This window comes from Acinetobacter venetianus RAG-1 = CIP 110063, assembly GCF_000368585.1.
Lineage (GTDB): Bacteria > Pseudomonadota > Gammaproteobacteria > Pseudomonadales > Moraxellaceae > Acinetobacter > Acinetobacter venetianus.
In genome coordinates this window covers 468,775-493,590 of record NZ_KB849557.1, presented here as the reverse complement: position 1 = coordinate 493,590, position 24,816 = coordinate 468,775, and the positions used below count along the sequence as shown (strand labels likewise).

Annotated in this window: 23 protein-coding genes; 13 read left to right on the top strand and 10 right to left on the bottom strand. The window is 40.1% G+C overall.

Annotation, left to right across the window (positions count from 1 at the left end):
• Positions 1-16: 16 nt before the first annotated feature.
• Both F959_RS03825 and F959_RS03820 read right to left on the bottom strand, forming a co-directional pair.
• A complete protein-coding gene (locus F959_RS03825) occupies positions 17-1,432 on the bottom strand; it encodes an SLC13 family permease (RefSeq protein WP_004877713.1) in 1,416 nt (471 codons plus the stop codon).
• A gap of 112 nt (positions 1,433-1,544) precedes the next feature.
• Positions 1,545-2,303, bottom strand: a complete 759-nt coding sequence (locus tag F959_RS03820; RefSeq protein WP_004877712.1) for a sulfite exporter TauE/SafE family protein — start codon at positions 2,301-2,303, stop codon at positions 1,545-1,547.
• 220 nt (positions 2,304-2,523) lie between these two features.
• Between F959_RS03820 and F959_RS03815 the strand changes: the two genes are divergently transcribed.
• Positions 2,524-3,627, top strand: coding sequence for an HPP family protein (locus F959_RS03815; RefSeq protein WP_004877711.1), 1,104 nt, complete (start codon positions 2,524-2,526; stop codon positions 3,625-3,627).
• A 71-nt stretch (positions 3,628-3,698) separates the two neighbouring features.
• Here the strand turns inward: F959_RS03815 and F959_RS03810 are convergent, their stop codons facing one another.
• Positions 3,699-3,968, bottom strand: a complete 270-nt coding sequence (locus tag F959_RS03810) for a PspC domain-containing protein (protein ID WP_004877710.1) — start codon at positions 3,966-3,968, stop codon at positions 3,699-3,701.
• A gap of 340 nt (positions 3,969-4,308) precedes the next feature.
• Here F959_RS03810 and F959_RS03805 point away from each other — a divergent pair, with 340 nt between their 5' ends.
• Complete coding sequence (locus F959_RS03805; RefSeq protein ID WP_004877703.1) at positions 4,309-4,974, top strand: hypothetical protein; 666 nt, start codon at positions 4,309-4,311, stop codon at positions 4,972-4,974.
• Between the two features lie 55 nt (positions 4,975-5,029).
• On the opposite strand, the gene F959_RS03800 is transcribed toward F959_RS03805, so the two are convergent.
• On the bottom strand, positions 5,030-6,853 hold the full coding sequence (locus tag F959_RS03800; RefSeq protein ID WP_004877701.1) for an acyl-CoA dehydrogenase C-terminal domain-containing protein: 1,824 nt from the start codon (positions 6,851-6,853) through the stop codon (positions 5,030-5,032).
• Positions 6,854-7,092: 239 nt separating this feature from the next.
• Between F959_RS03800 and F959_RS03795 the strand changes: the two genes are divergently transcribed.
• Positions 7,093-9,405: a hypothetical protein gene (locus tag F959_RS03795; RefSeq protein WP_004877700.1), complete on the top strand. Its 2,313-nt coding sequence runs from the start codon at positions 7,093-7,095 to the stop codon at positions 9,403-9,405.
• Between the two features lie 46 nt (positions 9,406-9,451).
• Here the strand turns inward: F959_RS03795 and aroE are convergent, their stop codons facing one another.
• The 4 genes from aroE to ribA all read right to left on the bottom strand — a co-directional run bounded on the left by aroE (position 9,452) and on the right by ribA (position 12,721).
• Positions 9,452-10,240: a shikimate dehydrogenase gene (gene aroE, locus F959_RS03790; RefSeq protein WP_004877698.1), complete on the bottom strand. Its 789-nt coding sequence runs from the start codon at positions 10,238-10,240 to the stop codon at positions 9,452-9,454.
• 294 nt (positions 10,241-10,534) lie between these two features.
• Complete coding sequence (gene hemF, locus F959_RS03785; RefSeq protein ID WP_004877696.1) at positions 10,535-11,476, bottom strand: oxygen-dependent coproporphyrinogen oxidase; 942 nt, start codon at positions 11,474-11,476, stop codon at positions 10,535-10,537.
• 129 nt (positions 11,477-11,605) lie between these two features.
• Complete coding sequence (locus tag F959_RS03780) at positions 11,606-12,076, bottom strand: DUF4844 domain-containing protein (RefSeq protein WP_004877694.1); 471 nt, start codon at positions 12,074-12,076, stop codon at positions 11,606-11,608.
• Positions 12,077-12,118: 42 nt separating this feature from the next.
• Positions 12,119-12,721: a GTP cyclohydrolase II gene (gene ribA / locus F959_RS03775; RefSeq protein WP_004877693.1), complete on the bottom strand. Its 603-nt coding sequence runs from the start codon at positions 12,719-12,721 to the stop codon at positions 12,119-12,121.
• 304 nt (positions 12,722-13,025) lie between these two features.
• Here ribA and dxs point away from each other — a divergent pair, with 304 nt between their 5' ends.
• The 9 genes from dxs to F959_RS03730 all read left to right on the top strand — a co-directional run bounded on the left by dxs (position 13,026) and on the right by F959_RS03730 (position 22,460).
• A complete protein-coding gene (gene dxs / locus F959_RS03770; protein ID WP_004877691.1) occupies positions 13,026-14,921 on the top strand; it encodes a 1-deoxy-D-xylulose-5-phosphate synthase in 1,896 nt (631 codons plus the stop codon).
• Positions 14,922-15,055: 134 nt separating this feature from the next.
• Entirely contained in the window at positions 15,056-15,886 is an 831-nt protein-coding gene (locus tag F959_RS03765) for an inositol monophosphatase family protein (protein ID WP_004877689.1), read from the top strand.
• A gap of 77 nt (positions 15,887-15,963) precedes the next feature.
• Complete coding sequence (locus tag F959_RS03760; protein ID WP_004877687.1) at positions 15,964-16,503, top strand: shikimate kinase; 540 nt, start codon at positions 15,964-15,966, stop codon at positions 16,501-16,503.
• A gap of 412 nt (positions 16,504-16,915) precedes the next feature.
• Positions 16,916-18,823 (top strand): DEAD/DEAH box helicase, encoded by a 1,908-nt coding sequence (locus tag F959_RS03755; RefSeq protein ID WP_004877685.1) that lies wholly within the window; start codon positions 16,916-16,918, stop codon positions 18,821-18,823.
• A 417-nt stretch (positions 18,824-19,240) separates the two neighbouring features.
• The gene (locus F959_RS03750; protein WP_004877683.1) at positions 19,241-20,059 is read left to right on the top strand and encodes an ABC transporter ATP-binding protein; all 819 of its coding nucleotides are present in this window, start codon (positions 19,241-19,243) and stop codon (positions 20,057-20,059) included.
• Positions 20,056-20,835, top strand: a complete 780-nt coding sequence (gene mlaE, locus F959_RS03745; RefSeq protein ID WP_004877682.1) for a lipid asymmetry maintenance ABC transporter permease subunit MlaE — start codon at positions 20,056-20,058, stop codon at positions 20,833-20,835. The genes F959_RS03750 and mlaE overlap by 4 nt, the downstream gene beginning before the upstream one ends.
• Positions 20,835-21,509, top strand: a complete 675-nt coding sequence (gene mlaD, locus F959_RS03740; RefSeq protein ID WP_004877679.1) for an outer membrane lipid asymmetry maintenance protein MlaD — start codon at positions 20,835-20,837, stop codon at positions 21,507-21,509. The genes mlaE and mlaD overlap by 1 nt, the downstream gene beginning before the upstream one ends.
• A 19-nt stretch (positions 21,510-21,528) precedes the next feature.
• Positions 21,529-22,161: an MlaC/ttg2D family ABC transporter substrate-binding protein gene (locus tag F959_RS03735; protein ID WP_004877677.1), complete on the top strand. Its 633-nt coding sequence runs from the start codon at positions 21,529-21,531 to the stop codon at positions 22,159-22,161.
• Between the two features lie 11 nt (positions 22,162-22,172).
• On the top strand, positions 22,173-22,460 hold the full coding sequence (locus F959_RS03730) for an STAS domain-containing protein (protein WP_004877676.1): 288 nt from the start codon (positions 22,173-22,175) through the stop codon (positions 22,458-22,460).
• Positions 22,461-22,510: 50 nt separating this feature from the next.
• On the opposite strand, the gene F959_RS16835 is transcribed toward F959_RS03730, so the two are convergent.
• A complete protein-coding gene (locus F959_RS16835; RefSeq protein WP_004877675.1) occupies positions 22,511-23,044 on the bottom strand; it encodes a hypothetical protein in 534 nt (177 codons plus the stop codon).
• Between the two features lies 1 nt (position 23,045).
• Positions 23,046-24,059, bottom strand: a complete 1,014-nt coding sequence (locus tag F959_RS03720; protein ID WP_004877674.1) for a CorA family divalent cation transporter — start codon at positions 24,057-24,059, stop codon at positions 23,046-23,048.
• A 172-nt stretch (positions 24,060-24,231) separates the two neighbouring features.
• On the opposite strand from F959_RS03720, the gene F959_RS03715 reads away from it, so the two are divergent.
• On the top strand, positions 24,232-24,816 hold the full coding sequence (locus tag F959_RS03715; RefSeq protein ID WP_004877672.1) for an LOG family protein: 585 nt from the start codon (positions 24,232-24,234) through the stop codon (positions 24,814-24,816).

Below are 24,816 nucleotides of genomic sequence, written 5' to 3'. Positions count from 1 at the left end.
GCGCTTTTAATTTGTTTTAAACAAAGAACCAATAAATAAAGATAGACACCAGTGCAACACAAAGAATATTTAGCACGAAACCGACGCGCATCATCTCGCTTTGTTGAATATGTCCTGTACCAAATACGATGGCATTTGGTGGGGTTGCAACAGGTAGCATGAATGCACATGAAGCACCGATACCAATAACAATTACCAGAATCTCTTTTGGTAAGCCCATTTGATCTGCAATCGCAGCAAATACAGGAACGAGTAATGCGGCAGATGCGGTATTACTTGTGAATTCAGTTAAGAAAATAATAAAAGCTGCAACGATCACAATGACCAAGAACGGAGAGGCGTCACCGAAAGCATTTGCAAGTGTTTGACCTAATACCAGTGACGAACCTGAATCTTTCAGAACAGCACTTAAAGTTAAGCCACCACCAAAGAGCATTAACACGCCCCAATCAGTGTTGTCAGCAATATCTTTCCATGTCCCGATACCAAGAATCACCACTAAACAGGCAGCAAAAACAGCAATCCAAGTGTCAGGTTGGCTAATCCCAAAATGCTCACTGACGCTCTTACCAAAGATCCACGCCAATGCCGTCACCATGAACAATAACATAGTCAAAATACGGTCGCGATTCCAAGGGATATTTTCTGTTTTAAATTCCACACGATGGTTCAATTTCGGACGCAAGATCAGATATAAACTGACTAACATTGCAGGGAAAATAAGAAGCATCATAGGTAAGCCAACTTTCATCCAGTCAGCAAAATCATAGCCCAAAGCTTTGGCTGCAATGGCATTCGGCGGAGAACCAACCATTGTACCTAAACCACCAATACTAGCTGAGTAGGCGATCCCCAATAAGATGAAAACGAAAGTTTTACGCTCTTTTTGCACATCAAAATGAGAAAGCAAACCTAGTGCAAGCGGTAACATCATTGCCGCTGTTGCCGTATTGGAAATCCACATTGAAAGCACAGCAGTCACTAAACAGATCGCCAAGACTGCAACCCCTAAATGACCGCGAGACATGGCAATAATCCACATTGCAATTTTTCGGTCAAGCTTTTGGACATGCAAGGCTGTTGCAAGTGCGAAACCACCAAAAAATAAGAAGATGGTTGGATCTGCAAAGGTACTCAGCGCTTTGCTAGTGGTAATGGCTTTGATTTCACCATCACTGCCAACACTTGGCATGCCGACAAGGACGGCAAGCACAGGAACTAACAGCGCAGTAATAGTGATATGAATGGCCTCAGTCAGCCAAAGAATACCAATGAATAAGAGTAAGCTTAGCCCCTTATTGGCATTTTGCTCATAAGGGAGAATTTCATATAAACCGAAAGACAGCAATGCCGCAATTGCAATGATTACCCAACCGCGCAACAGACCCTTAGGCATTGCATTGGTGGGTGTTTCAAGGTGAGGAACATTCATAAAATATCCTTATTTGAGTTGTTATTGCCACTTAAATCTAGTGGCCAGATAACCTAAAATATCTGTCAATCTTGGGTAAAATCCAAGTTCAACGATCACAATAAACACTGTTCTAAATAAGCTCCATGCCTTGCCATAATGCATTACAGCCGAGCAGCATTAAAATGGTAAAAATGATCAAATTGAATTTTTGCTGGGAAATATTAGAACGGATTTTTGCGCCGAGATAAACAAATAATAAAGATAAAATGGTTACACCAATCAACAGATAAATCTGTGAGGGTTGGAAGGTGTAAAGTGTTGGATACAGCAGCGAAAGTTGAATTAATTTGCTGGCAAGGAAACTCATATTGCTAATCATGACCACATCGGTTTTGTCATGGCGAGTGCTGAGTAAATACATCATCAAAAAGGGTGCCATGGCATTGGTTGCCCCGCCGATTACACCTGCGAGAAAACCAAAAATCAGCATATTTCTCAATGAGCGACTAACTTGAAAAGGTTGTGATCTAAACTGATCGAGCACATACAGTAAAATGACTGATCCCATGATGAGTTTGAGATAGCCTTCATTGACATATAAAAGTAATCCCACGCCAATAAAGCTGCCGATTAGACTGCTTCCAATTAACCCCCAGTATTGCTTTAAATAATGGAGAATATTTTGGAAAAAACTTTGATTTTTGCCTGCTTGCAATAGACTAAGATTCAGAATAATACAAGGAATAATGACCATTGCCACGGCAGTTTGCAGGGGATAGAACATGGATAAGGCAGCCGTACTGACCATGGGAAAGCCAAAGCCGCTTAAGCCATGTAAAAGTGCTGCAAATGCACATAAGATTAAGGTCAATATTTCTGTTTTATGCAAAATCGTTCCTTGACAGGAGTGAAAATAAAACCAAGCGTGAATTGTATTGTTCTCTGACAATATTGGAATTCAACTATCGGATAAAATCACAAGAAATTACTTGAACAGTAGATTATCAGAATATCTGTTAACTTTAAGATGTAACTAAAATGTACCTTATGGCTGTTTCGGCGTATACTTGCGCCACCAATCAAAACAATACTCTCCAGCAAGGTGCATTGTGAGCTATACCCAATCAGACTGGCTTAATTTTCTAAAACCAAATTATAAAGTTCTCCCTGTCAAAGAAAGAGTTTTGTCAGGTGTGGGCGCGCTCTGTGGTCTCGCAATTTCCTCATTAATTAGTTGGTATGTTTTGGGTGGGATCAATGCTTGGTATATCGCACCGATGGGAGCTTCATCGGTCTTATTATTTGCCGTCCCGAATAGTCCTTTGGCGCAACCGTGGAATGTGATTGTTGGCAATATCTTGGCTGGTGTGATTGGTGTTACTTGCACGCAATTACTTGCAGATTCAACCACTGCGTTTAGTCTCGCGGTTGGCTTTGCTATTTTTATGATGATGACCACTGATTCTTTGCATCCACCGAGCGGGGCTGTTGCGATTACTGCAGTACTCGGCGGTGATGCTGTACATCGTTTAGGGTTTCACTTCATTCTGTATCCTGTGTTGTTAAATTCGATTTTATTGCTGGTATTTGCAGTATTTTTTAATCGATTGATTGGACGACATTACCCGCTGACAGCACATTTAAATGAACGTTCGAAAGATCCAACGCCGACACAGAAGGTTTCGATTCAACCTAAGGATATTGAATACGCCTTAGATCATCACACGGAATTATTGGATATTAGTCAGTACGATTTAGAAAAAATCATTTTACAAGCCCAAGTTCATGCCAATGAACGTTCGATGAGTACTTTTGTTTGCCAAGACATCATGAGTCGAGATGTGATTCGACTACATGAAGAGGATGATATTTATCAGGCATTAGATAAATTTAAGTCGGTTAACTTAATGAGTTTGCCAGTGGTTAATGTGCAAGAGAAATTGGTGGGGACGTTGGCTTTGTATGAGGTTGTGGAATGGTTCAAAGGTGCAACTGATCCACGAAATTCATGGCAGCACTATGTAAAACAAATTATGAGTCGTCGTGTCGTAACGGTTGATCCATTGCAACCTATCCAAGATCTCGTACCTTATTTTGTAGAAAAATCTTTTAATTATATTCCTGTGGTTGAGCATGAGCGTCTCATCGGAATCGTGAGTCGTGCTGATATGATTGCGGCTTTGCAGCAACAAATAAATCGTCAAAATAGCTAATTCAAAATAAAAAAAAGCTACGGTTGTATTAGGGGTAAATCCAACCGTAGCGACCAAAGAGGAAAAGGGGATTAACGTCTTAAGTTTTGATCCTCATAAACTGTTTTAACAGGCTGGTTGTAGCCATGTACGTGTTCTACTCGATTTGCCTGTTGTTTCGGAATGACTAACCATAATACGAGGTATACCAAAATACCTGGAAAGGCTGCACTCATGATTGAAACAATGACAAAGATCAAACGTAATAAATTTGCATTCCAACCAAAACGTTCCGCAATACCGCCCATTACACCAGCGATTATGCTTTGTTGGCTTGAGCGATATAAACCAGAATTGGCCATCGAGTAGGTCTCCTTAAATTCATGAAACAGCAGTAAAAAAATTAAAATCGGTATCAACACTGCTGTTAATTAAGAAATATGGTCAAAAATATTTTTTTAAAGTTCCAACAGACAAAAGAATAGTTACGGTGTGTAAATTGCTGATGGAAAAAACGACAGTTTCGCCTAAAATGCACTGACTTAAGGCATACTGCTTTGTCAATTTGCTATTTCAATCCTATCGTTAGCACAACTTACCTTGTTATCACGCAATATGTACGTGAGTAGACCTGTTTAATATTTATACGGGCTGGTGAGGTCGTGAAAAAGATAACGATATTGATGTTAGAGAATTATGAATATGCAGTTCAGGTTATTCTTACAGTATCTCAGTGTAGGAGCTTTATTGAGTTTGGGGTTGAGCGCTTGTGATAGCCATCACCCAGAGCCAATGAAACAACAACCCCAGACGCAACAAAAGCATGAAGAACTTTCCGATGATATGGGGTTAGAAGACGAACAAACCGTATCGAGTGAGGGTGTTTCACTTACAGAAATTGCGGGGCAAGCGACGATTCCGCATGTTGTATCTAAACGTATGGAAAAACCTTCTCAGCAGGATTTGATCTATGCTGGGCGTTATCATGCGCGTATTCCATGCTCAGATCCTTTTGCTGGATGTGTGAGTAATGAGAAAGAAGCAGAATACATTTTAAATCTTTTAGATGATGGTTCGGTGTATTGGATCAATACCAGTTTTGGTCGCTTAGGCTCAGATCCGTCTCGTGATATGACTAAGATTGAACAAATGTGTAAACAGGTTCAGTGGCATGCGCACAAAGAATTGAATGAAATCATGATTCGTTGTGAAAATGCGAACGTCAATCTTTACTATAAGATCAATAAAGAGCAAAACCTTGTTTTAGATTTAGATAAGATTTGGAATGGTGATCACGGGCGTAATCGTCAGTTTTTTAAAGAATATCCATTTCCAAAGAAAGCTTATGTCTTTGAAAAAATTGAATAGTTAAAAGTTAAGCATAAAAAAGAGCGCCTAGAGCGCTCTTTTTTTATAGTTCCGATTAGTAATCGAAGCTGAAGTGTTCTGGTGCAAGAGATGTCAATGTACGAGAAGTCGATACCATTGATTCTGCATGACCTTGAGCGCGTGGCAATAAACGGTCAAAGTAGAAATCAGCAACTTTGATTTTCGCTTTATAGAATTCTGGTGTTTCAATGCCGTTACCTGCTTCTAGTTTCTCAGAAGCAATCACTGCTTGTTGAGCCCAGAAATAAGCCATCATGACATAACCAGAGAACATCAAGAAATCAGCAGAAGCAGAAGATACGATGTCACGGTCTTTACGAGCTGCAAGCATGATACGAACAGTCAATGTGTTCCATTGAGCGCAAAGCTTAGTTAAGTCCCAAGCGAAACGACGTAAATACTTGTTACGCGCATGGGCAGCACAGAATTTTAAGATTTCAGCGGTATAGTCACGAACAACTTTACCTTTTGAGCTTAAAAGCACTTTACGACCTAATAAGTCAAGTGCTTGGATACCCGTTGTCCCTTCATACAATGTAGAGATACGTGCATCACGTGCGATTTGTTCCATACCCCATTCTTTGATGAAACCATGACCGCCGTATACTTGCATACCATGATTCGCAGCTTCCAAACCTAATTCAGTCAAGAAACCTTTTAAAATCGGCGTATAGAAACCTAGCTTGTCATCAGCAGCTTCATAAGCAGCTTGATCACCATTTACTAATGCATCTGTCATTTTGTCTGCAAGTTTTGCCGCATGATAGATCATTGAGCGACCGCCTTCTGCAACCGCTTTTTGAGTTAACAACATACGACGAACATCAGCATGGTGAATAATCGCATCAGCTACACGCTCAGGCTCTTTCTTACCAGAAAGGGCACGCATAGACATACGATCTTTCGCATAAGGTAATGCACCTTGGAAAGAAAGTTCAGCATGCGCAATACCTTGAACAGCAGTACCGATACGAGCAGTGTTCATGAACGTGAACATTGCGTGTAAGCCTTTGTTTACTTCACCGATTAAGTAACCAGTTGCATTGTCAAAGTTCAACACAGCAGTTGCTGAAGCACGGATACCCATTTTGTGTTCGATTGAACCACAAGATACGGTATTACGCTCACCTACACCGCCATCAGCAGTTGGAATGAACTTAGGTACGATGAATAGCGAAATACCACGAGTACCAGCAGGTGCATCTGGAAGACGAGCAAGTACGATATGGATAATGTTCTCTGTTAAATCGTGTTCACCCGCAGAGATGAAGATTTTAGTACCAGAGATTTTATAAGTACCATCAGCAGCAGGTTCTGCTTTAGTTTTTACTTGACCTAAGTCAGTACCACATTGAGGTTCAGTTAAGCACATTGTGCCTGACCAAGTCCCTTCAACGAGTTTAGGCATATAAGTGTTTTTTTGCTCATCCGTACCGAATTGCATGATTGTGTTCATACAACCTGTACTTAAACCTGGGTACATGGTGAATGACCAGTTTGCAGTACCCATCATTTCTGATTTGATTAGGTTTAAAGACATTGGTAAGCCTTGACCACCAAATTCTTCTGGGTAAGAAAGACCTTGCCAACCACCCATTACGAATTGGTCATACGCTTCTTTGAAGCCTTTAGGTGTTGTTACTTCGCCGTTGTTAAACGTACAGCCTTCTTCATCACCTGATTGATTGAGTGGAGAAAGTACGTTTTCGCAGTAATCTGCCGCACCTTCAAGAATCATATCAACCGTATCTTTATCAGCATTTTGTCCACTTGCCAAAGTTTGGTAGTGTGCAGGATAATCAAACACTTCATTCATTAAGAAGCGAACATCACGGAGAGGGGCTTTATAAGCTGGCATAATCTTAATCCTGTATTTGAATCATTTTGGATTATCTGTTTCGATACTTTGATTATTCACAATAGTGATAAAAATGCATTGATAAACACGGTTAAAAACAGTGTCAGAAAAGCTAATTTTGTAAGAATTTGATTCGTAGAAAAGTCATTCTTTACTAAGTGCTCTTCATTCGTTTTGAAGATGATCATGATAAATCTAGTCGTTGAAAGTATAATGATATAAAGGTGTTCGATAAAGCTATGCGTTTAAAATATTTAACTTTATGTTTGTTGGGTCTTAGTCTTTCTGCGTGCTCTCAGCATGTCATTAAAACCAATTCTAGCTCTGTGAATTTAGAGCAAAAGGCCATCAATAGTATCAATGCGATGTATGAATATCCGAGTTATGACTATCGCGGAAAATTTAACATTCATGTCAACCTTGATCAAAACAACACAAATTCAAAAGACGGCAAAGCGCAGTTAGATGCTGCTTTAAAGCAAAAAGTTGATCAATATTTACGAGATCAAAAAGTCAACTTAAATGCTAAACAGAAACAAGCGCTGTATGTTGCATTGGCACAACAACCAAAAACCTATAGTACCAAGGCCGAAAAGTTTACCAGTGCAATGACCAATATTTTGAATGATATGCAATTTGAGTATGATGGCTCAGTGCATTATCGCCAAAAAATGGGATCATTTAACTTAACGGCTCGTTATGAAAAGCCAACTTTATTGGTGCAAGCAAAAGTACCGATGGTGTTGGATTTAAAAGATTATAAGTTTTACATCAATTATTTTGCTTTGATGCCATATTTAGTCAATAAAGAAAATCAAAATAATCTAGCGTATCTCGATTTTTCTAAATATCAGGGATTATTCAATCAAGTTGATTTCAAAAAATTTGCAGAATATGTCAAAGCTTCAAGTGCGGTTTACTATCGCTTAGCAGATCAAAATAATATTCAGGCATTATCCGTTTCTTCTGCTGATAAAGCGGCTGGAGTGGTTGAAAAAATTCGCTTAAAAACTTCGATTGAAGAGCTAGTTATACAAGCAAATTTATATAGCAAAGTAAATGAAAAATACTTAATGCAAAGTGTTTTGAATTTTAATGAAAAGAGTTTAGAAAAACTTGTTACTGATGAAGTGAAAGCTTCAGAACAGTCAAAATCTAATCATAAGCTTGAGCATAAAGATGCTGCAGACGATGCAAGTGTCGTGAGCCAACAACTCTATCATTTAGTGAATCAGCACTTTGGCGTAGATGATGAAGAGGATTATGCTGAGGAAAGTGATGAAGATATTGCTGATGCTACGCAAGAAGCTACAGATGCAGATGAGTATGCAACTGAAGATGAAGCAGTTGTCGCGAGTGCGGCAGATGATGCAGAGCAAGAAGGTCTGAGTGCAGCGCAATGTAGAGAACTGTATAACGCTACGCAAATGACATATGGCGATGTTCAATATTGTGAAAGTATCTATGGCATTGATGTATTTAATAGTGCTGATAAAACAGCTAGCTTTATTACCACAATCGCTAAATTACAAAGCGTAGAAAAAATATTTGCTGTTTACGATCAAAATCAATTTATTGATGACCATGCGTTTAAAGCACTCTGGATTAAACATCAAGCTGAGATTCAAAAAGCATTGCCTCCAATCGATAAACGCAACCCATTTGTGATGGATGTTGGTTTGGATGCACAAGGTCGTGCGGTAAAATTAGACTATGATTTGAATTATGCACTGCCTGAGTTGAAATCTAGTTTTAATATCAAAGCAGATATGTATGTTAGTAATTACGGCAAAGCAACACCAATCGATCAGGCACAGTTAAAACGTGCCAAAACTTGGGCTGAAACAAGCAAAGGTTCAATGCTTGAAAAAGCAGTGAATAGTTTCTCAGAGAAGTTAGGTCAAACTGGAATTCAAGAGCATTCTGCCGAGCCTTATACTTTGTCTTTAGATGATCAGCTTGAGACGATTGCAGCTCAAAAATATGATGCAACTCATTCTTATGAGCAAACCTATAAAGCTGTATTTATTGCAAAACTGACAGAAAGCACACCGCAAATCGTTGAGCGCTACTCAAGCAAAGAATTGCAAGAAATTGCGAGTGTATATGCATACTGGTATTCAGACGAAGATGTGTATAACCCTGAAGGGAAGGCTTTGAAAGCTATCGAAGCATTGCAAAGCAAACATCATTTACAAAATGAAGATCAGTTTGATGATCGTCTTGGACGTGCTGTTGATCGTATTGTGAGTGATGCAATTCGTGGAGATAAAGATCGTCAAGAATGGAAAAAATTAAAAGCTCAATACAAACAACCTCAGCAATTATTTGCTCAGCAATATCAAACCCAATTTGAACGTGAAAATGGTATTTCAAATGATGAGAAAGCATTACTTGCGCAAACAGCAAATGTTTTAGGGCAAGTGTATGTGGATGCGCGTAAGAATCAATTGTCTGAAAAATCTATCAAATCATTGAAGATCGAACATAATGAATTTATTGATTATGAAATCTTTAAAGATGTTTATATGAAGTTGGTGAATGCTAAGTAACTAGTAAAAGAAGAGCCTGCAATTAGCAGGTTCTTCTTTTTATGATTTATAGAAAATCTTTGAGTTCAGGCTTAACGCCATTCCAAATTGAAAAGGCTTCTATTGCCTGACCAACAAGCATACCAAAACCATCTGTAGAAGGAATTTGACGAGTTTGTGCTTGATCTAAGAAACTTGATGGTTTGCCATATGCCATTTCATAAGCATGATGGAAAACTAAGGTTTCTGGTAGTTGCAATGCATCACCAGTTAAGCTCGCCGAAGTTGCATTAATCACAAAATCATACTCACCACTTAATTGATCTAAACTTGTTGCAGTGAGTTCAATGTGTGCTACAGACTCTTTTAAGTCTTCAACGAGTTGTTCAGCACGAGCAAGTGTACGGTTGGCGATCACAATCTTTTTAGCGCCTGCTTGAACTAGAGGGTAGATGACACCTCGTGTTGCACCACCAGCGCCTAAAATGAGAATACGGCTATTTCCAAGTTCCCAACCTAACGCTTGAATCGCCGCGACAAGACCTTGCCCATCTGTATTGTCACCATAGAGTTTGCCATCTTGCATCCATAAGGTATTGACTGCTTTGGCAATCTTGGCACGTTCAGTAAGTTGGTCACATAAAGCAAAGGCTTGTTCTTTAAATGGCACAGTAACATTCATACCTACGCCGTTTTGAGCAAAGAAATCTTTTGCCGTGCTTTCAAAACCATCGAGTGGCGCAAGGATTTTTTTATAGTTTAAGTCGATCCCAGTTTTTGCTGCGAATGCATGGTGTAACTCTGGTGAGCGGGATTGTTCAATCGGATTTCCAATTACAGCAAATTGTTTGGTCATGAGGGAATCATTCTTATGAGGTCGTTAAAGTTTATAAAGTTGCAGAGAAGGTCGCAATATTGATTTACAACTCTAGTCGAGTGATGGTCTGATTTATTTCTCAGAGTATGTTCATATCATTTCTTGGGTGATATGGATTGTGATTACTGTTTTATGGCTATATTTTTAATTCGGTATGCGGCAAGTGAAGCGAATATCAATGGGCGGATGCGATCGCATGTTGCAATATTTTTATTTTAAGATTCCCAAAAAGATTTCATCCCTGAACTATATGTCAGGGATGAATCATTTCTTTTATTTATTTAAACCCAGCCAGTCTCGTGGTTTTAAATAATAATCAGTAAGTCTTTTTTCAGGTGAGTCAGCCTCCCATTCAGGACGATATGACCAACCCGCTAAATTTGGTAAACTTACGAGAATTGATTCAATGCGGCCGCCCGTTTGTAAACCAAACAAAGTGCCACGGTCATAAACTAAGTTATATTCAACATAACGACCACGACGATACAGCTGGAACTCACGTTGTGCTTCGGTGTAGGGCTGTTCACGATATTTCTCGAAAATAGGTAAAATTGCTTCTAAATAGCCATTACCGACGGCTTGGATATATTTAAAGCAAGTTTCGAAATCCCATTGATTTAAATCATCAAAAAATAAACCGCCTACGCCACGCTGTTCATCACGATGTTTTAAATAGAAATAATCATCACACCATTGCTTATGTTCAGCGTAAACATTTTCACCAAAAGGTTGACACAGGTCATAAGCCGTTTGATGCCAGTTTAAAACGTCTTGATCATCTGGATAGAACGGGGTTAGATCAAAACCCCCACCAAACCACCACACTGGATCTTGTCCTTCGGGTTCAGCGATAAATAAGCGTACATTTGCGTGTGAGGTTGGAATATTTGGATTTTTAGGGTGAATAACTAAAGAGACACCTAATGCTTGTGCCTTAGCACCTGCAATTTGTGGATGGCGCTCAGTGGCAGAAGCAGGTAAGTTACTAATATTAATGTGGGAGAACATCACCCCACCTTTTTCAATCACGTCACCATTTTGCAGAACACGAGAGCGGCCACCGCCGCCTTCAGTTCGCTGCCAATCATCAATGATAAATTCTGCGTTACCACCGCCTGCACGTTCCTGTTGCTCTAGTCCTGCACAAATGCGAGCTTGTAGATCGAGTAAAAACTCACGAACACGTTGAATATCAGCTGAAGTTGGGTGCTGCATGATGATCCTCTTAAAGTGATCTAGGGATGAGTTACATCAAAGCATAAATCCATAAAAAAAGTAAGGGATTTTTGAATCTATATTAAGATGTGTGATTTCGGACAAAGTTTTGATCTGCGAATAATGCTTTTATTGAGACTGTGTGAATTGGTTCTGTTCAATAAGTTCATTAATTTCTTCGCCATACATCCAAGTATTTAGAATACCTTCTGAACTCGCCAAACCTGTTATATCCAAAAAATGTTCAAAAGTCGTAGCAACTTGTTCTCTATCTTCTGTGTCTAAAGTATCAGGATTAATTTGATGGATACCATTAGAGAGAATCTTAAGTCGTTGTTCTTTGCTAGGTTGTTTAGCATTTTGATAGAGTTCAATATAAGTTTCAGCAGTTTCGGCAACTTTTTGATTTAATAATTCTTTTAGTTTCTTATCCTCTATGCCTGTATATAGATAACCATCACCAGCAAAATGATCTTGTTTTTGAAATTGATGTAGTTGCTCGATCACTCTATTTGATGAGTTATCGTTATGCTCATTCGCTTTAGTATAACCACTTAGTAACAGGAGGCCTGTTACTAAGAAAATGCTTAATAATTTCAATTTTATGAATACTCTTATTGAATGAGCAATATGACTCTAAACTCAGAAGTCATCTTTTTTATACAGATGATCCATACGCTCACGTTTCGTTTTTAAATAATGCTCATTAAATGGGTTGCGACCTACAGTTAAAGGAACACGTTCAACGACATTGATGCCCAAATCAGTCAAAGCTTTTAATTTTAATGGATTATTCGTTAATAATTTCACTTCTTTGATCTGAAGATGATTCAGCATAATGCTGCACATGTCATAGCGACGTGCATCAGCTGGAAGGTTTAATAATAAGTTTGCATCAACGGTGTCATGACCTTGATCTTGCAATGCATAGGCACGGATTTTGTTGGTTAAACCAATCCCACGACCTTCTTGGCGGAGATATAAAATGACACCTTGACCTGCTTCGTTAATCAAACGTTGAGTCGCTTGTAACTGTGGGCCACAATCACATTTAAGTGAGCCGAAAGCATCGCCAGTCAAGCATTCTGAGTGAATGCGTACGAGTACTGGTTTGTTGGGAGCAGCTTCTAAACCTTTAGAAAGCGCCACATGTTCTTCGCCCGTTTCTGGGTCTTGAAACACGGAAATATTGAAGTCACCAAAAGCGGTTGGTAGCTTTGATGTTGCAATAAATTCAATTGGCACAGAGAGCTCGCTATGATAATAAAAACAGTGAAAGTATAGCCTAATGTGTGAAGATTGCGTGAATTGGAATTTCTGATTTTTCACATAAGTTTTTCTTTTTCATACAAAGCACACAATAATGGTTGATAAACAGTGACATAATTCAGGATAATCTGCGAGCCAATCTTAGATATTGGCATGAGAATGTTCAGCACTACATCATTCGCTCATGTGGCTGATTGAAGGTAGATCGTATTTAATTGTATGATTGCCCCCATTTAACCCAGCTTCGGATTTGCCAGGCTTAAAAAGGCTTTGCCACATTATGTTGTATACCGAAATTCCAACTCAACGCCCTGTTACGCCATTGTTAGATGGAATTGATCATCCACAACAATTACGTCAGCTCGAGCAAAGCCAACTCGCACAAGTGGCGGATGAGTTGCGTCAATATATTTTGTATGCAGCAGGACAAAGTGGTGGTCACTTTGGCGCAAATTTAGGTGTAATCGAATTAACGGTTGCACTGCATTATTGTTTTAATACGCCGCAAGATCGTTTGGTTTGGGATGTGGGTCATCAGGCTTATCCACATAAAGTCCTGACTGGACGTCGTGAACGTATCACTACTATTCGCAGTAAGGATGGTCTTGCAGCATTTCCTGCACGTGATGAGTCTGAGTTTGACACATTTGGTGTAGGGCATTCCTCGACTGCAATTTCTGCTGGTTTAGGTATGTCACTTGCACGCCGCTATCAAAAAGATCCATGTGATGTAGTTGCGATCGTCGGTGATGGGGCAATGACTGCTGGTATGGCTTTTGAAGCCATGAACGATGCAGTTGCTCATGATGCTGATCTTATTGTTGTACTCAATGACAATGATATGTCGATCTCTTGCAGTACGGGTGGTTTTGCTAAACACTTGGCTGCGATTTGGGAAACAGGTCAATTGGTAAATGTAGATGAACAAGGTGAAGCCTATGTTCAACCACATCCAAAGTGGACTTATAACTCTCGTTTACATCAGTCAGCGACTGATGCTGCAGATAACTTATTTAAAGCAATTGGTTTTGATTATTTTGGGCCATTTGATGGTCACAACGTTGAGCAATTGGCACAAGTTTTTAGTGCACTCAAAAAACGTAAAGGCCCACGTTTAGTTCATATTTATACAAAAAAGGGTAAAGGCTTTGCTCCAGCGGAAGCAGATCCAATTACCTATCACGCAATTACCAAGATCGCACCAGTAGCAAATGCACCTGTAAAAAAAGCACCACCAAAGTATTCAGATGTGTTTGGGCAATGGTTGTGTGATGAAGCTGCTCAAGATCAGCGATTACTCGCGATTACACCTGCGATGTGTGAAGGCTCTGGCATGGTGAAGTTTGCACAGCAATATCCAGAGCGTTTCTTTGATGTGGCCATTGCTGAACAACATGCAGTGACCTTAGCAGCAGGTATGGCATGTGAAGGTTTAAAACCTGTGGTTGCAATTTATTCAACCTTCTTGCAACGTGGTTATGATCAGTTAATTCATGATGTTGCATTACAGAATTTAGATGTGACTTTCGGGATTGATCGTGCTGGTTTAGTTGGTGAGGATGGTCCGACGCATGCAGGTGCATATGACTATGCTTATATGCGCACTGTACCAAACATGGTGATCATGGCGCCGAAAGATGAAAACGAATGTCGCCAAATGTTACATACTGCTTACCTTCACGAAGGGCCAACTGCTGTACGATATCCGCGAGGTGCAGGCACAGGTGTTGAAATCCAGCAGCAGATGACTGCTTTGGAAATTGGTAAAGCCGAGATTGTTGCTGAATTTAATAAAGAAGTAGATCAACAGATTTCTATTCTAGCTTTTGGTAGCCGAGTAGCCCCATCAGTTGAAGCCGCACAGCAGTTTGCAAATAAACATGCTGTAGGTGTGCGTGTGGTGAATATGCGTTTTGTGAAGCCATTGGATGAGCAAATCATCCGTGACCTTGCGGATAGCACACAACTTTTCGTTACAGTAGAAGAACATGCTGTGATGGCTGGTGCCGGAAGTGCTGTTAACGAATTCTTGGCGCAAGCACAAATTGTAAAAGCTATTTTGAACTTAGGTTTGCCTGATACTTTCCTTCATCAAGCAACGCATCAGCAAATGTTGCAAGACTGTGGTTTGTACAGTTCAGGGATACTTGCTTCAATCGAGAAAGCTTGGTTTTAGCTCTTAAGTTCATGTAAATGTGAGCAATAATTTTTCGCAACATTTTTCCCCTAAAAGCACTTATATTTGATAGAATATAAGGGCTTTTATGCATTATTCTTTGTCAAAATCTTCAAATTTGTAGTGGGTGTTCAATGGAACCTATGGTGGTTATGGCTGCGCGTGCGGCTCAAACAGTTGGTCAAGAGCTTTTAAAGGCACATCAGAATCGTCATAAGCTCGATTTACAAGTTGAAGAAAAAGGCATCGATGGTCCAGTAACGCGTGTAGACCGTTACATCGAACAACTTACAATTGATACGCTTCGTAAAAGTTATAAAAACCATAGCTTCCTTGGTGAAGAGTTTGGCATGCAAGAAGGTAAAGGTCACGACGCAGATTGGTGTTGGGTGATCGATCCTTTGGATGGTACTCAAAACTTTATCAACGGATTCCCGCATTTCTGTATTTCTATCGCTGTACAACACAAAGGTGTAACGCAACACGGTGTGATCTATGATCCAGTTCGTGATGAATTGTTCTCTGCAAGCCGTGGTCGTGGCGCGGTCATGAATCAACGCCGTATTCGTGTCAATGTAAAAGATAATCTAGAAAATACTTTCCTTTCTGTTGGTCATCCTTACCGTGCAAAACGTAATGGCGAAATCGTTTCTTATGCAGAACAGCACTTTGCTTCATTATTGGCGGTAACTAAAGCAGGTTCTCAAATTCGTCGTGGTGGTTCAGCTGCATTAGATTTAGCTTATGTGGCTGCAGGTCGTTTTGATGGTTTCTTTGAGCTTGGTTTAAAACCGTGGGATATCGCTGCGGGTGAGTTGATCGTGAAAGAAGCGGGCGGTGTAGTTGTTGATGCTCGTGGTGGCAATGAATCATTTGATAATGGTCAAGTACTTGCTTGTTCATTGAAAATATTAAAACCATTGATGCAAGCAGTTGTTCCTGCTTGGGGCGAAGCTGCAAAATAATTTGTAGATTTAAATAAAAAAAGCCCTCATTGTTTGAGGGCTTTTTTTAGAACATGAAAAAAATAAGGTGAAATAAATTGTTGATTTATTTTATTGGTCCTGGCGGGGCTGGAAAAACGACCACGGCAAAACTGTTAGTATCACAATTAGGATGTAAGTATTACGATTTAGATGAACAATTTATGTTAGTCGAGGGGCATATTGGGCAGTACATTGCAGAATATGGTTATCAGCAATATGCGTTTCGGAATATTCAATTATTTTTGCAACTACAAGCAAAATGTGAAACTCAAGGCATAATTGTATGTTCTTCAGGATTTATGACCTATCCGAATGATATTCATAAAGAATATGTAAAAATAAAAAATATGATAGAAAATTATAAATTTACCTTCTTATTACTACCTTCACTAGAGTTGGAGGGTTGTGTGAGGGAGATCCTAATAAGACAAATGAAAAGGGTATATCTAGATGCTTCTGAGGAAAAGGAGGAATTGAAAATTAGGATGCGATTTCAACAGTATGTTGGATTGAATTGTCAAAGGGTTTTAACAGATGTCATTCCAAATATTGTTGTTTCAAGAATAATGAGAATAATTGAAGGTGATGACTCTTAGAATGCTTTTTAGTTGTTGTTATATAAATATAAATTTTGAAAAAAAGTAGGGTTGTGAAAAGTATATTTAAAAAAGAATTGTTATGAAATTACGAAAACCCATTAAAAAAGGTGACTTTTAAAATTATTCTGCTATAATCCGCCCACGCACTTAAATTCCAGTTCATTACCTGAACATTCAGTTCTATTCATATTAGCGCACGCTGTCCATAGAGAGGACCACATCTTGCGCCCAAATCGCTTAGCGATTCTTCAGGTTGAGGCAGTAATCAAGCGTGCGTTTAGTCCACATCGTCGTTATTCGGATCGCCGCTGAATTTCATCTATTTTCAGCTTGAGTCGCTTTGCCGCTTGTTGCCGATGTCTATTTTTGTATTTATTAAAATGGAGCACCCACAAGGGTGAAACTCTCTATGAGCAAAACTTTTGCCGAATTTTCTTTGCACGAAACCTTACAACAAGCACTTGAGGGTTTAGGTTTTACAAGCCCAACGCCTGTGCAAGAACAAGCGATTCCAGCTGCATTAGAAGGTAAAGATTTATTAGTTTCAAGCCAGACTGGTTCTGGTAAAACAGCAGCATTTTTACTCCCAACATTAAATGCTTTAGCAGGTCAGGAAACTTTTGTGCCATTTAAAGAGCGCATGAAAGCAGTGACTCAACCAAGCATTTTAGTTTTATGTCCTACTCGCGAATTGGCTCAACAAGTAAGCCAAGACGCTATTGCATTTGTACGTCACATGAAAGGTGTTCGTATTGCTGCAATCATGGGTGGTATGCCTTTTGGTAAACAAATCCAACAGCTTAAAGGTGCGCAAGTCGTTGTAGCGACTCCTGGTCGTTTACTTGACTTGGTGAACCGTCGTCAATTGAAACTTGATAAAGTTGAATCTTTAATTGTTGACGAAGCTGACCGTATGTTAGACCTAGGCTTCTCTGAAGACTTAGAAGCAATTAGTGATTTGGCTGCAAACCGTAACCAAACATTGATGTTCTCTGCAACATTTGCTGATCGTATTATTCGTCTTGCTGAACGTATGATGAATGATCCAGAGCGTATTGCGATTGAAACTGGTCACACAACAAATACTGACATCACCCAAACTCTTCATTGGACTGATGGCTTTGAGCACAAGAAAAAGCTTTTAACTCACTGGTTATCTGACGAAAACTTAGACCAAGCAGTTGTATTTGCAAGCACTCAAGAAGATACAGACATGCTTGCGGAAGAGTTAGCTGAAGCTGGTCATTCTGTAGTTGCACTACATGGCGCTATGCCACAAACCGTTCGTAACCGTCGTTTACGTAGCATCCGTGAAGGTCGTGCAAAAATCTTAGTTGCAACTGACGTTGCAGCACGTGGTTTAGACGTACCAACAATTTCGCACGTAATCAACTTCGGTTTGCCGATGAAAAATGAAGACTATGTACACCGTATTGGTCGTACAGGTCGTGCTGGTCGTACAGGTCAAGCAATTACATTAGCAACTTACCGTGAGCGTGGCAAAATCCGTGCTTTAGAAGATTATTTAGATGCACGTTTAAATGTATCTGAAATTGAAGGTTTAGAGCCATCTCCACCTCCTGCACGTTCAGGTCGTGATGGCGGCGGTCGTGGTCGCGGTGGTCGTGATGGCGGCGGTCGTGGTCGTGGTGGTTTTGGCGGTGGTCGTCGTTTCGAAGGTGAAGGCAACTTCAAGCGTCGTGAAGGCGGTGATGATCGTCCACGTCGTAGCTTCGATGACAAACCTCGTGGTGAGCGTCCTGCGTTTGGTGGTGAAGATCGTCCGCGTCGCGAATTCAATTCTGACCGTCCGCGTCGTGAAGGTGGTTTCGAAGATCGTCCACGTCGCGAGTTTAATTCTGACCGTCCACGCCGTGAAGGTGGTTTCGAAGATCGTCCACGTCGCGAATTTAATTCTGACCGTCCACGCCGTGAAGGTAGTTTCGAAGATCGTCCACGCCGCGAGTTCAACTCAGATCGTCCACGTCGTGAATTTAATTCAGACCGTCCGCGTCGTGAAGGTGGTTTCAATGATAAACCACGTTTTGATGCGAATGACGACAACCGTGGCAATCGCGTAGATTATAAACCACGCCGTGAGGGTGGTTTCGGTGATCGCCCTAAGCGTGACTTTGGTGATCGTCCACAACGTGAAGGTGGTTTCGGTGACCGTAAGCGTAGCTTCGGTGGTGATGACCGTCCTAAACGTAGTTTTGGCGAAGATCGTCCTAAGCGTAAGTTTGGCGAAGATCGTCCAGCTCGTGGTTCACGTGAAGAGCATTTTGGTGGCGACCGTCGTCGCAAAAACGATTTTTAATCGATAAAAACCGATAAAATGAAGAAGCCAGTTGAAAAACTGGCTTTTTTATTTTGAATGAGTCATGTAGAATGCCAAAATGTCTACTGGTTCAAACTTTACATGAAAAATGAATAGGGTTAAGCAAAATAAAAGTTTCTTGAATCAAGCGTGGTCGTTCATGTGCAGTGAAGGTTTACCATGCTTATTTGTTGTACTTATGCTATGTAATGGTCTATTTTTTGCATATGCCATTTTTGATGAAAATCACGCCGATTCATTCAATGCAAATTCACATCAATCTGCTTCAGAATTTCGTTCAAAGAATAACTACATAAATTAAATAATCTTCATACATCGTTTATCAAAATAAAAACAAGCGCTTAATCTTTCAGTGTATAGTATGCGTGCATAAAAAGTGCAGGAATGAATGCCATTATGAATAACAAATCTCCTCTCGATTCAGAAGCCCTCATTGAAGTTAAAAACTTGAGCTTTAATCGTGGGGAACGCGTCATTTATGACGATATCAGTCTAAAAATTCGACGTGGTCAAATTACTGCAATTATGGGTCCATCTGGTACAGGTAAAACGACATTGCTTCGTTTGATCGGCGGACAACTCACACCTGATCATGGTGAAGTTTTACTTGATGGTAAAAACATTGCAGCTATGTCTCGTCATGAGTTATTTGCTGCGCGTGCCCGTATGGGAATGTTATTCCAAAGTGGTGCACTTTTTACAGATATGTCTGTGTATGAAAATGTCGCTTTCCCAATTCGTGCACATACTAAATTACCAGAGCATCTCATTGCTGAACTAGTTGCCTTAAAGCTTGAGTCAGTTGGTTTGCGTGGTGCTGAACAGCTAATGCCAACTGAATTGTCAGGTGGTATGAATCGTCGTGTTGCCTTAGCGCGAGCGATTGCATTAGATCCTGAGTTGATCATGTATGACGAGCCATTTGCAGGTCAAGATCCAATCGTAATGGGTGTTTTGACGCGCTTAATTCGTTCTCTACGTGAAGCTTTAGATCTCACTACAATTATTGTCTCGCATGACGTTGCGGAGACTTTATCAATTGCTGATTATATTTATGTGGTTGCAGAAGGCAAAATTCAGGGTGAAGGTTCTCCAGAAGAATTAAAAAATCATGCTTCACCATTTGTACGTCAGTTTTTAACAGGTTCGGCAGAAGGGCCTGTGGAATATCAATTTACGCATCAAGCATATTTAGATAGCGAGGTTCGTCCATGAATACGATTGCCTGGCTAGGTAGACTCGTTATTGAGCGAATAAAGGGGATTGGTGCTGCGTCACTGATGCTCCTACAAGTTTTATTTGCAATGCCATCACAAGGTGGTTTTCAGCGCTTTGTTTACCAGATGTATCGCGTCGGGGTGATGTCGCTACTGATCATTGCCGTTTCTGGTTTATTTATTGGTGCAGTGCTTGGCTTGCAGATGTATAGCATTCTCGTCACTTTTGGTAGTGAAGCGATGTTAGGCACAGCCATTTCATTAACCTTGCTCCGTGAGCTTGCTTCGGTGGTTGCTGCATTATTGTTTGCGGGTCGTGCAGGTTCAGCTTTGACTGCTGAAATTGGTTCGATGAAGCAAAGTGAACAACTTGCTAGCATGGAAATGATCGGTGTTGATCCACTTCGACAGATTGTTGCTCCACGTTTATGGGCTGGTATTGTCAGTTTGCCAATGTTGACGGTGATTTTTGCAACTATTGGTATTATCGGTGGCAAGTTAGTTGGCGTTGACTTTTTAGGTGCAGATGAAGGTTCTTTCTGGGGCGGTATGCAGAGTACAGTTCAGTTTGGGCATGACATTTTGAATGGCACAATTATTAAAAGCATTGTGTTTGCACTGATTTGTACATGGGTGGCGGTATATCAGGGCTATGCTTGTGATCCAACACCAGAAGGTATCGCGACTTCGATGACGAGAACGGTCGTATATTCTTCACTTTGTGTATTAGGTTTTGATTTCGTGTTGACTGCGGTCATGTTCGGAGGGATTTAATGAAATCACGTACTAGTGAGCTGGCCGTAGGTATTTTTGTCATTATCTTCGGTATCGCTTTATTTTTTCTTGCAATGAAAGTTAGCGGTTTGGTTGGGACAAATTTACGTGATAGCTATAGCATGACAGCGCAGTTTGATAACGTAAATGGTTTAAAACCTCGTGCCAAAGTCACCATGAGTGGCGTAACGATTGGTCGTGTAGAATCTATTTCTCTTGATCCCGTCACGCGTTTAGCAACAGTAAAATTTGATTTGGATGGTAAGCTGACGAGCTTTGATCCAAAACAGCTTAAAGAAGTGCAGAACAATGCACTTGAAGAATTACGCTACAGTTCTGATTATGAGCAAGCTGATGCTGCGAAACAAAAAGAAATGGAACAGCAACTTATCAGTAACATGACCTCCATCACGAGTCTGGATGAAGATGCTTATATAATGGTAGCAACCAATGGCTTATTGGGCGAAAAATATTTGAAAGTTGTACCCGGTGGTGGTGTGAACTATTTGAAACGTGGTGATGTTGTTTCAAATACCCAAGGTACAATGGATTTAGAAGATTTGATCAGTAAATTTATTACTGGTGGTGCTGGTAAAGCCACATCAAGCTCGACAACTGAGAGTTCAACATCACCAGCTGCAAACGCTGATGCAGAACCATCTTTTGTTGAGTAATTCAGGTTAGGAGATTGAAGTGAATACATTATTGAAACAGACTCTAACGGCAAGTGTATTATCAACCATGCTTGCAAGTGCTGCATTTGCTGCACCAACAGAGACCCCACCTGATTTTGTAAAACGTGTGGCTGATGGCTTGATTACGCGTCTAAAAGCAGATCATGCTAAATTGCAGAATAATCCTGCTTTAGTAAAAACGATTATTCGTCAAAACCTTGATCCGTATGTTGATTCACAAGCATTTACTCGTATCGTATTGGGTACTTATGCAAATAATCAGTACACAAATGCTGCTCAACGTGCTCAGTTTGAGAAAAACTTCCGTGAAGTGATTATCGAGAACTATGGTAGTGCTTTCGCTAAATATACTAATGAAAGCTATACCATGCGTCCGTTTAGATCATCAAATAGCAAGAACCCAGTGGTTACTTTAGACTTCTTGCATAATGGTGAAAAGATTCCTGTATCTTTCCAGTTGGCGGATAAAGGTGATCAGTGGAAAGTGCGCAATATCAATGTGTCAGGTATTGATTTAGGTTTACAGTTCCGTAATCAGTTTGCGGCGACAGTGCAACGTAATGGTGGTGACATCAACAAAGCGATTGCAACGTTTAAACCAGATGCAGACTCTGCTGTTAGCAAAAAATAAGGTAACGATGGATGATTCAGTATATTGATCAGCAACTCGTCGTTTCTAAAACGATTAACTTTGTAAATGCAGAAGAGATTTACCAAGCAGGCTTAAAGCATATCCAACAACATAAGACATTTCCTTTAGTTGTTGATCTAGGTCAGCTTGAGCAAGGAAATACGCTATCTTTGGCTGTTTTGGTGCAATGGTTGCGCCAAACACCTGAGAGTAAAGGTCTACATTTCAAAAATGTTTCTGAGAAAATGTTAAAAATCATTCAAGCTTGCCATCTACAGGATGATTTGAAATTGATTTAAATGATTCTTGTAGATAAAAAAGAGAGCTATTTATAGCTCTTTTTTTATTCCTATAGTTTGGGGAACGCAGAAAAAAGCGCGTCACAGGTTGGATATTTTTGATGTAGCTTTTTTAGATAATAGGTTTGATCATGTTCTAAAAAAACATCTAATAGTTTCATCGGTATGCTTTGATTATTGCATCGTTGGGTTTTTCTATTCCATGCGCTAAAAGGTGAAATTGGATGATCAATTGTTATGATGTTTTTATCGCAGTGTAATAATGCCAATGAACTGATTTGATAATTTTGAGGTGTCGTCTTATCTGGTGGATACGCTAGACCAATGACTAAATCATTACTTTTTATTGTTTTGATTGAAAAATCACTATGCCATTGTTTAGGCTTGGACGAGAAAATCTTTGTTAGCAAACTTTGAAAGATAAAGTGAGGGTGCTGAAAGGTGAGCTGCTTATGGTTGCTTGAAGATAGTTGCTGAACAGATTGAAGCCGTGCAATAAACACATCATTTGGGGAGTGCGGTGCGCAGGCAAAAGCTAGGTTTATCGAAAGGGTTATATTCAAAACTAGAAAGAACCCTTTCATTTTAGATCCATTTCTTCCATCTAAAGTAGATCATTGGTAATACTAAAAATGCCATTAAAATTGCGGTAACGATCCAAAAGCTCAAACTACCGTGTGCAAAAGGGAGTTCTTCCGTATTCATACCATAAATGCTGGCAATCAACATAGGTGGCGCAAGCATACTTGGTAGGATCGAGAATCGACGAATCGTATCATTCTGTTCAGTGTTAATGAATCCAGACGTAGTATCCAATAAGAATCGTACTTTCTGGAATAAAAAGGCATCATGTTCGACCAGCGAGCGTACATCTTCACTCAGTTCTCGAATATCAGCATCATAAATATGACTGCCCAAAGCACGCGGGCGTGATAAAAACGTTAATACACGACGTAAATCGATTAAACAGAGTTGTGCCTTTCCAAGCATGTCTTCTTGCTGAGCGAGTCGGGTAATCATGTCGTCCAGATCTAAAATCTTTTCTCGATGATGATTATTTAGGACTTCTGTAGAATATCTTTCTAAGTCCTTGTGGATATCTTCTAAGATATCCGCAAGTTCATCTAACTTTGCTTCGAGCAATCCGAGTAAGATCCAAGTGGGATCTTTATAGTCCATATCGTAGTCATTGCGGCGCGCTCGTGCACGAAAAGCACGGAACGCAACAAGCTTTTCACCACGCATGGTAAATAAACGGTCTTTATGCAAAATAAAGGCAACGGTTTGCACCATAGCAAGCATATGAGACGTGTCTTCAGTGTCGCCATCGACCTGATAATTTTTATTCTTTGTTAAAAAATATGTACTGATATGCAAAATTCCATCATCATCACGATAGAAGCGAGCGGATGAGGAAATGTCTTCAAGTGATTTTAATGTGGGTAAATTTCGATCATAGGCATCGAGAACCCATTGTTGTTCTTCTTGAGATGGAGCGATCAAATCAATCCATACGAGTTCAGGGTGTAGATCAAAGCCCCCATTGATCGTTGCATCTTCTAGACTACCGCGCTCAGTGGCATAAAAGGCTTCAAGCATGTCTTTTTTCCTCGCGCAGTTGATGTAAAGCTTTCATCATTTTGAGGAAAGCCAGCGTGTATTTTAGACAAGGATCGAATGAAAAACACTTGCCTAAACGATATTTTCTAAAAAATCTTGTTTCTTAGCCTACTTTAACAGCATGACAGTTATATAAAACGGTTTTAATTGTATGAATTCTATATGTGTTTTCTGCGGCTCCTCCCTTGGTAACGATCCTATTTACAAACAAATCGCACAAGCGACAGGCCAAGCAATAGCAGAACAGGGTCTCACTTTGGTTTATGGTGGTGGTCGCTCTGGATTGATGGGCGTTGTTGCTGACAGCGCGATACAGGCTGGAGGGCAAGTGATCGGTGTGATTCCAAATGCTTTAGTTGATCGTGAGTTAGCTCATACAGGGTTGACAGCGTTACATGTAGTGAATGACATGCACGAGCGAAAAACTAAAATGGCGGAATTGGCCGATGCTTTTATCGCTTTACCTGGTGGAGCAGGTACTTTGGAAGAAATTTTTGAACAATGGACATGGAGTCAGTTAGGGATTCATCAAAAGCCTTGTGCATTTTTAAATATAGATGGTTTTTATGATGGGTTGATTCAAACAATACAGGATTCGGTTAATCGAGGGTTTAGTCAGGCTCGTTTTGTCGAAAAGCTGATTGTTGCTGATAATATTGGTGACATTTTAAAAGCATTTACAGCATATGAACCTGCTATACCTAAATGGATGTCAACTGCTGAAATTCAGGCGTGA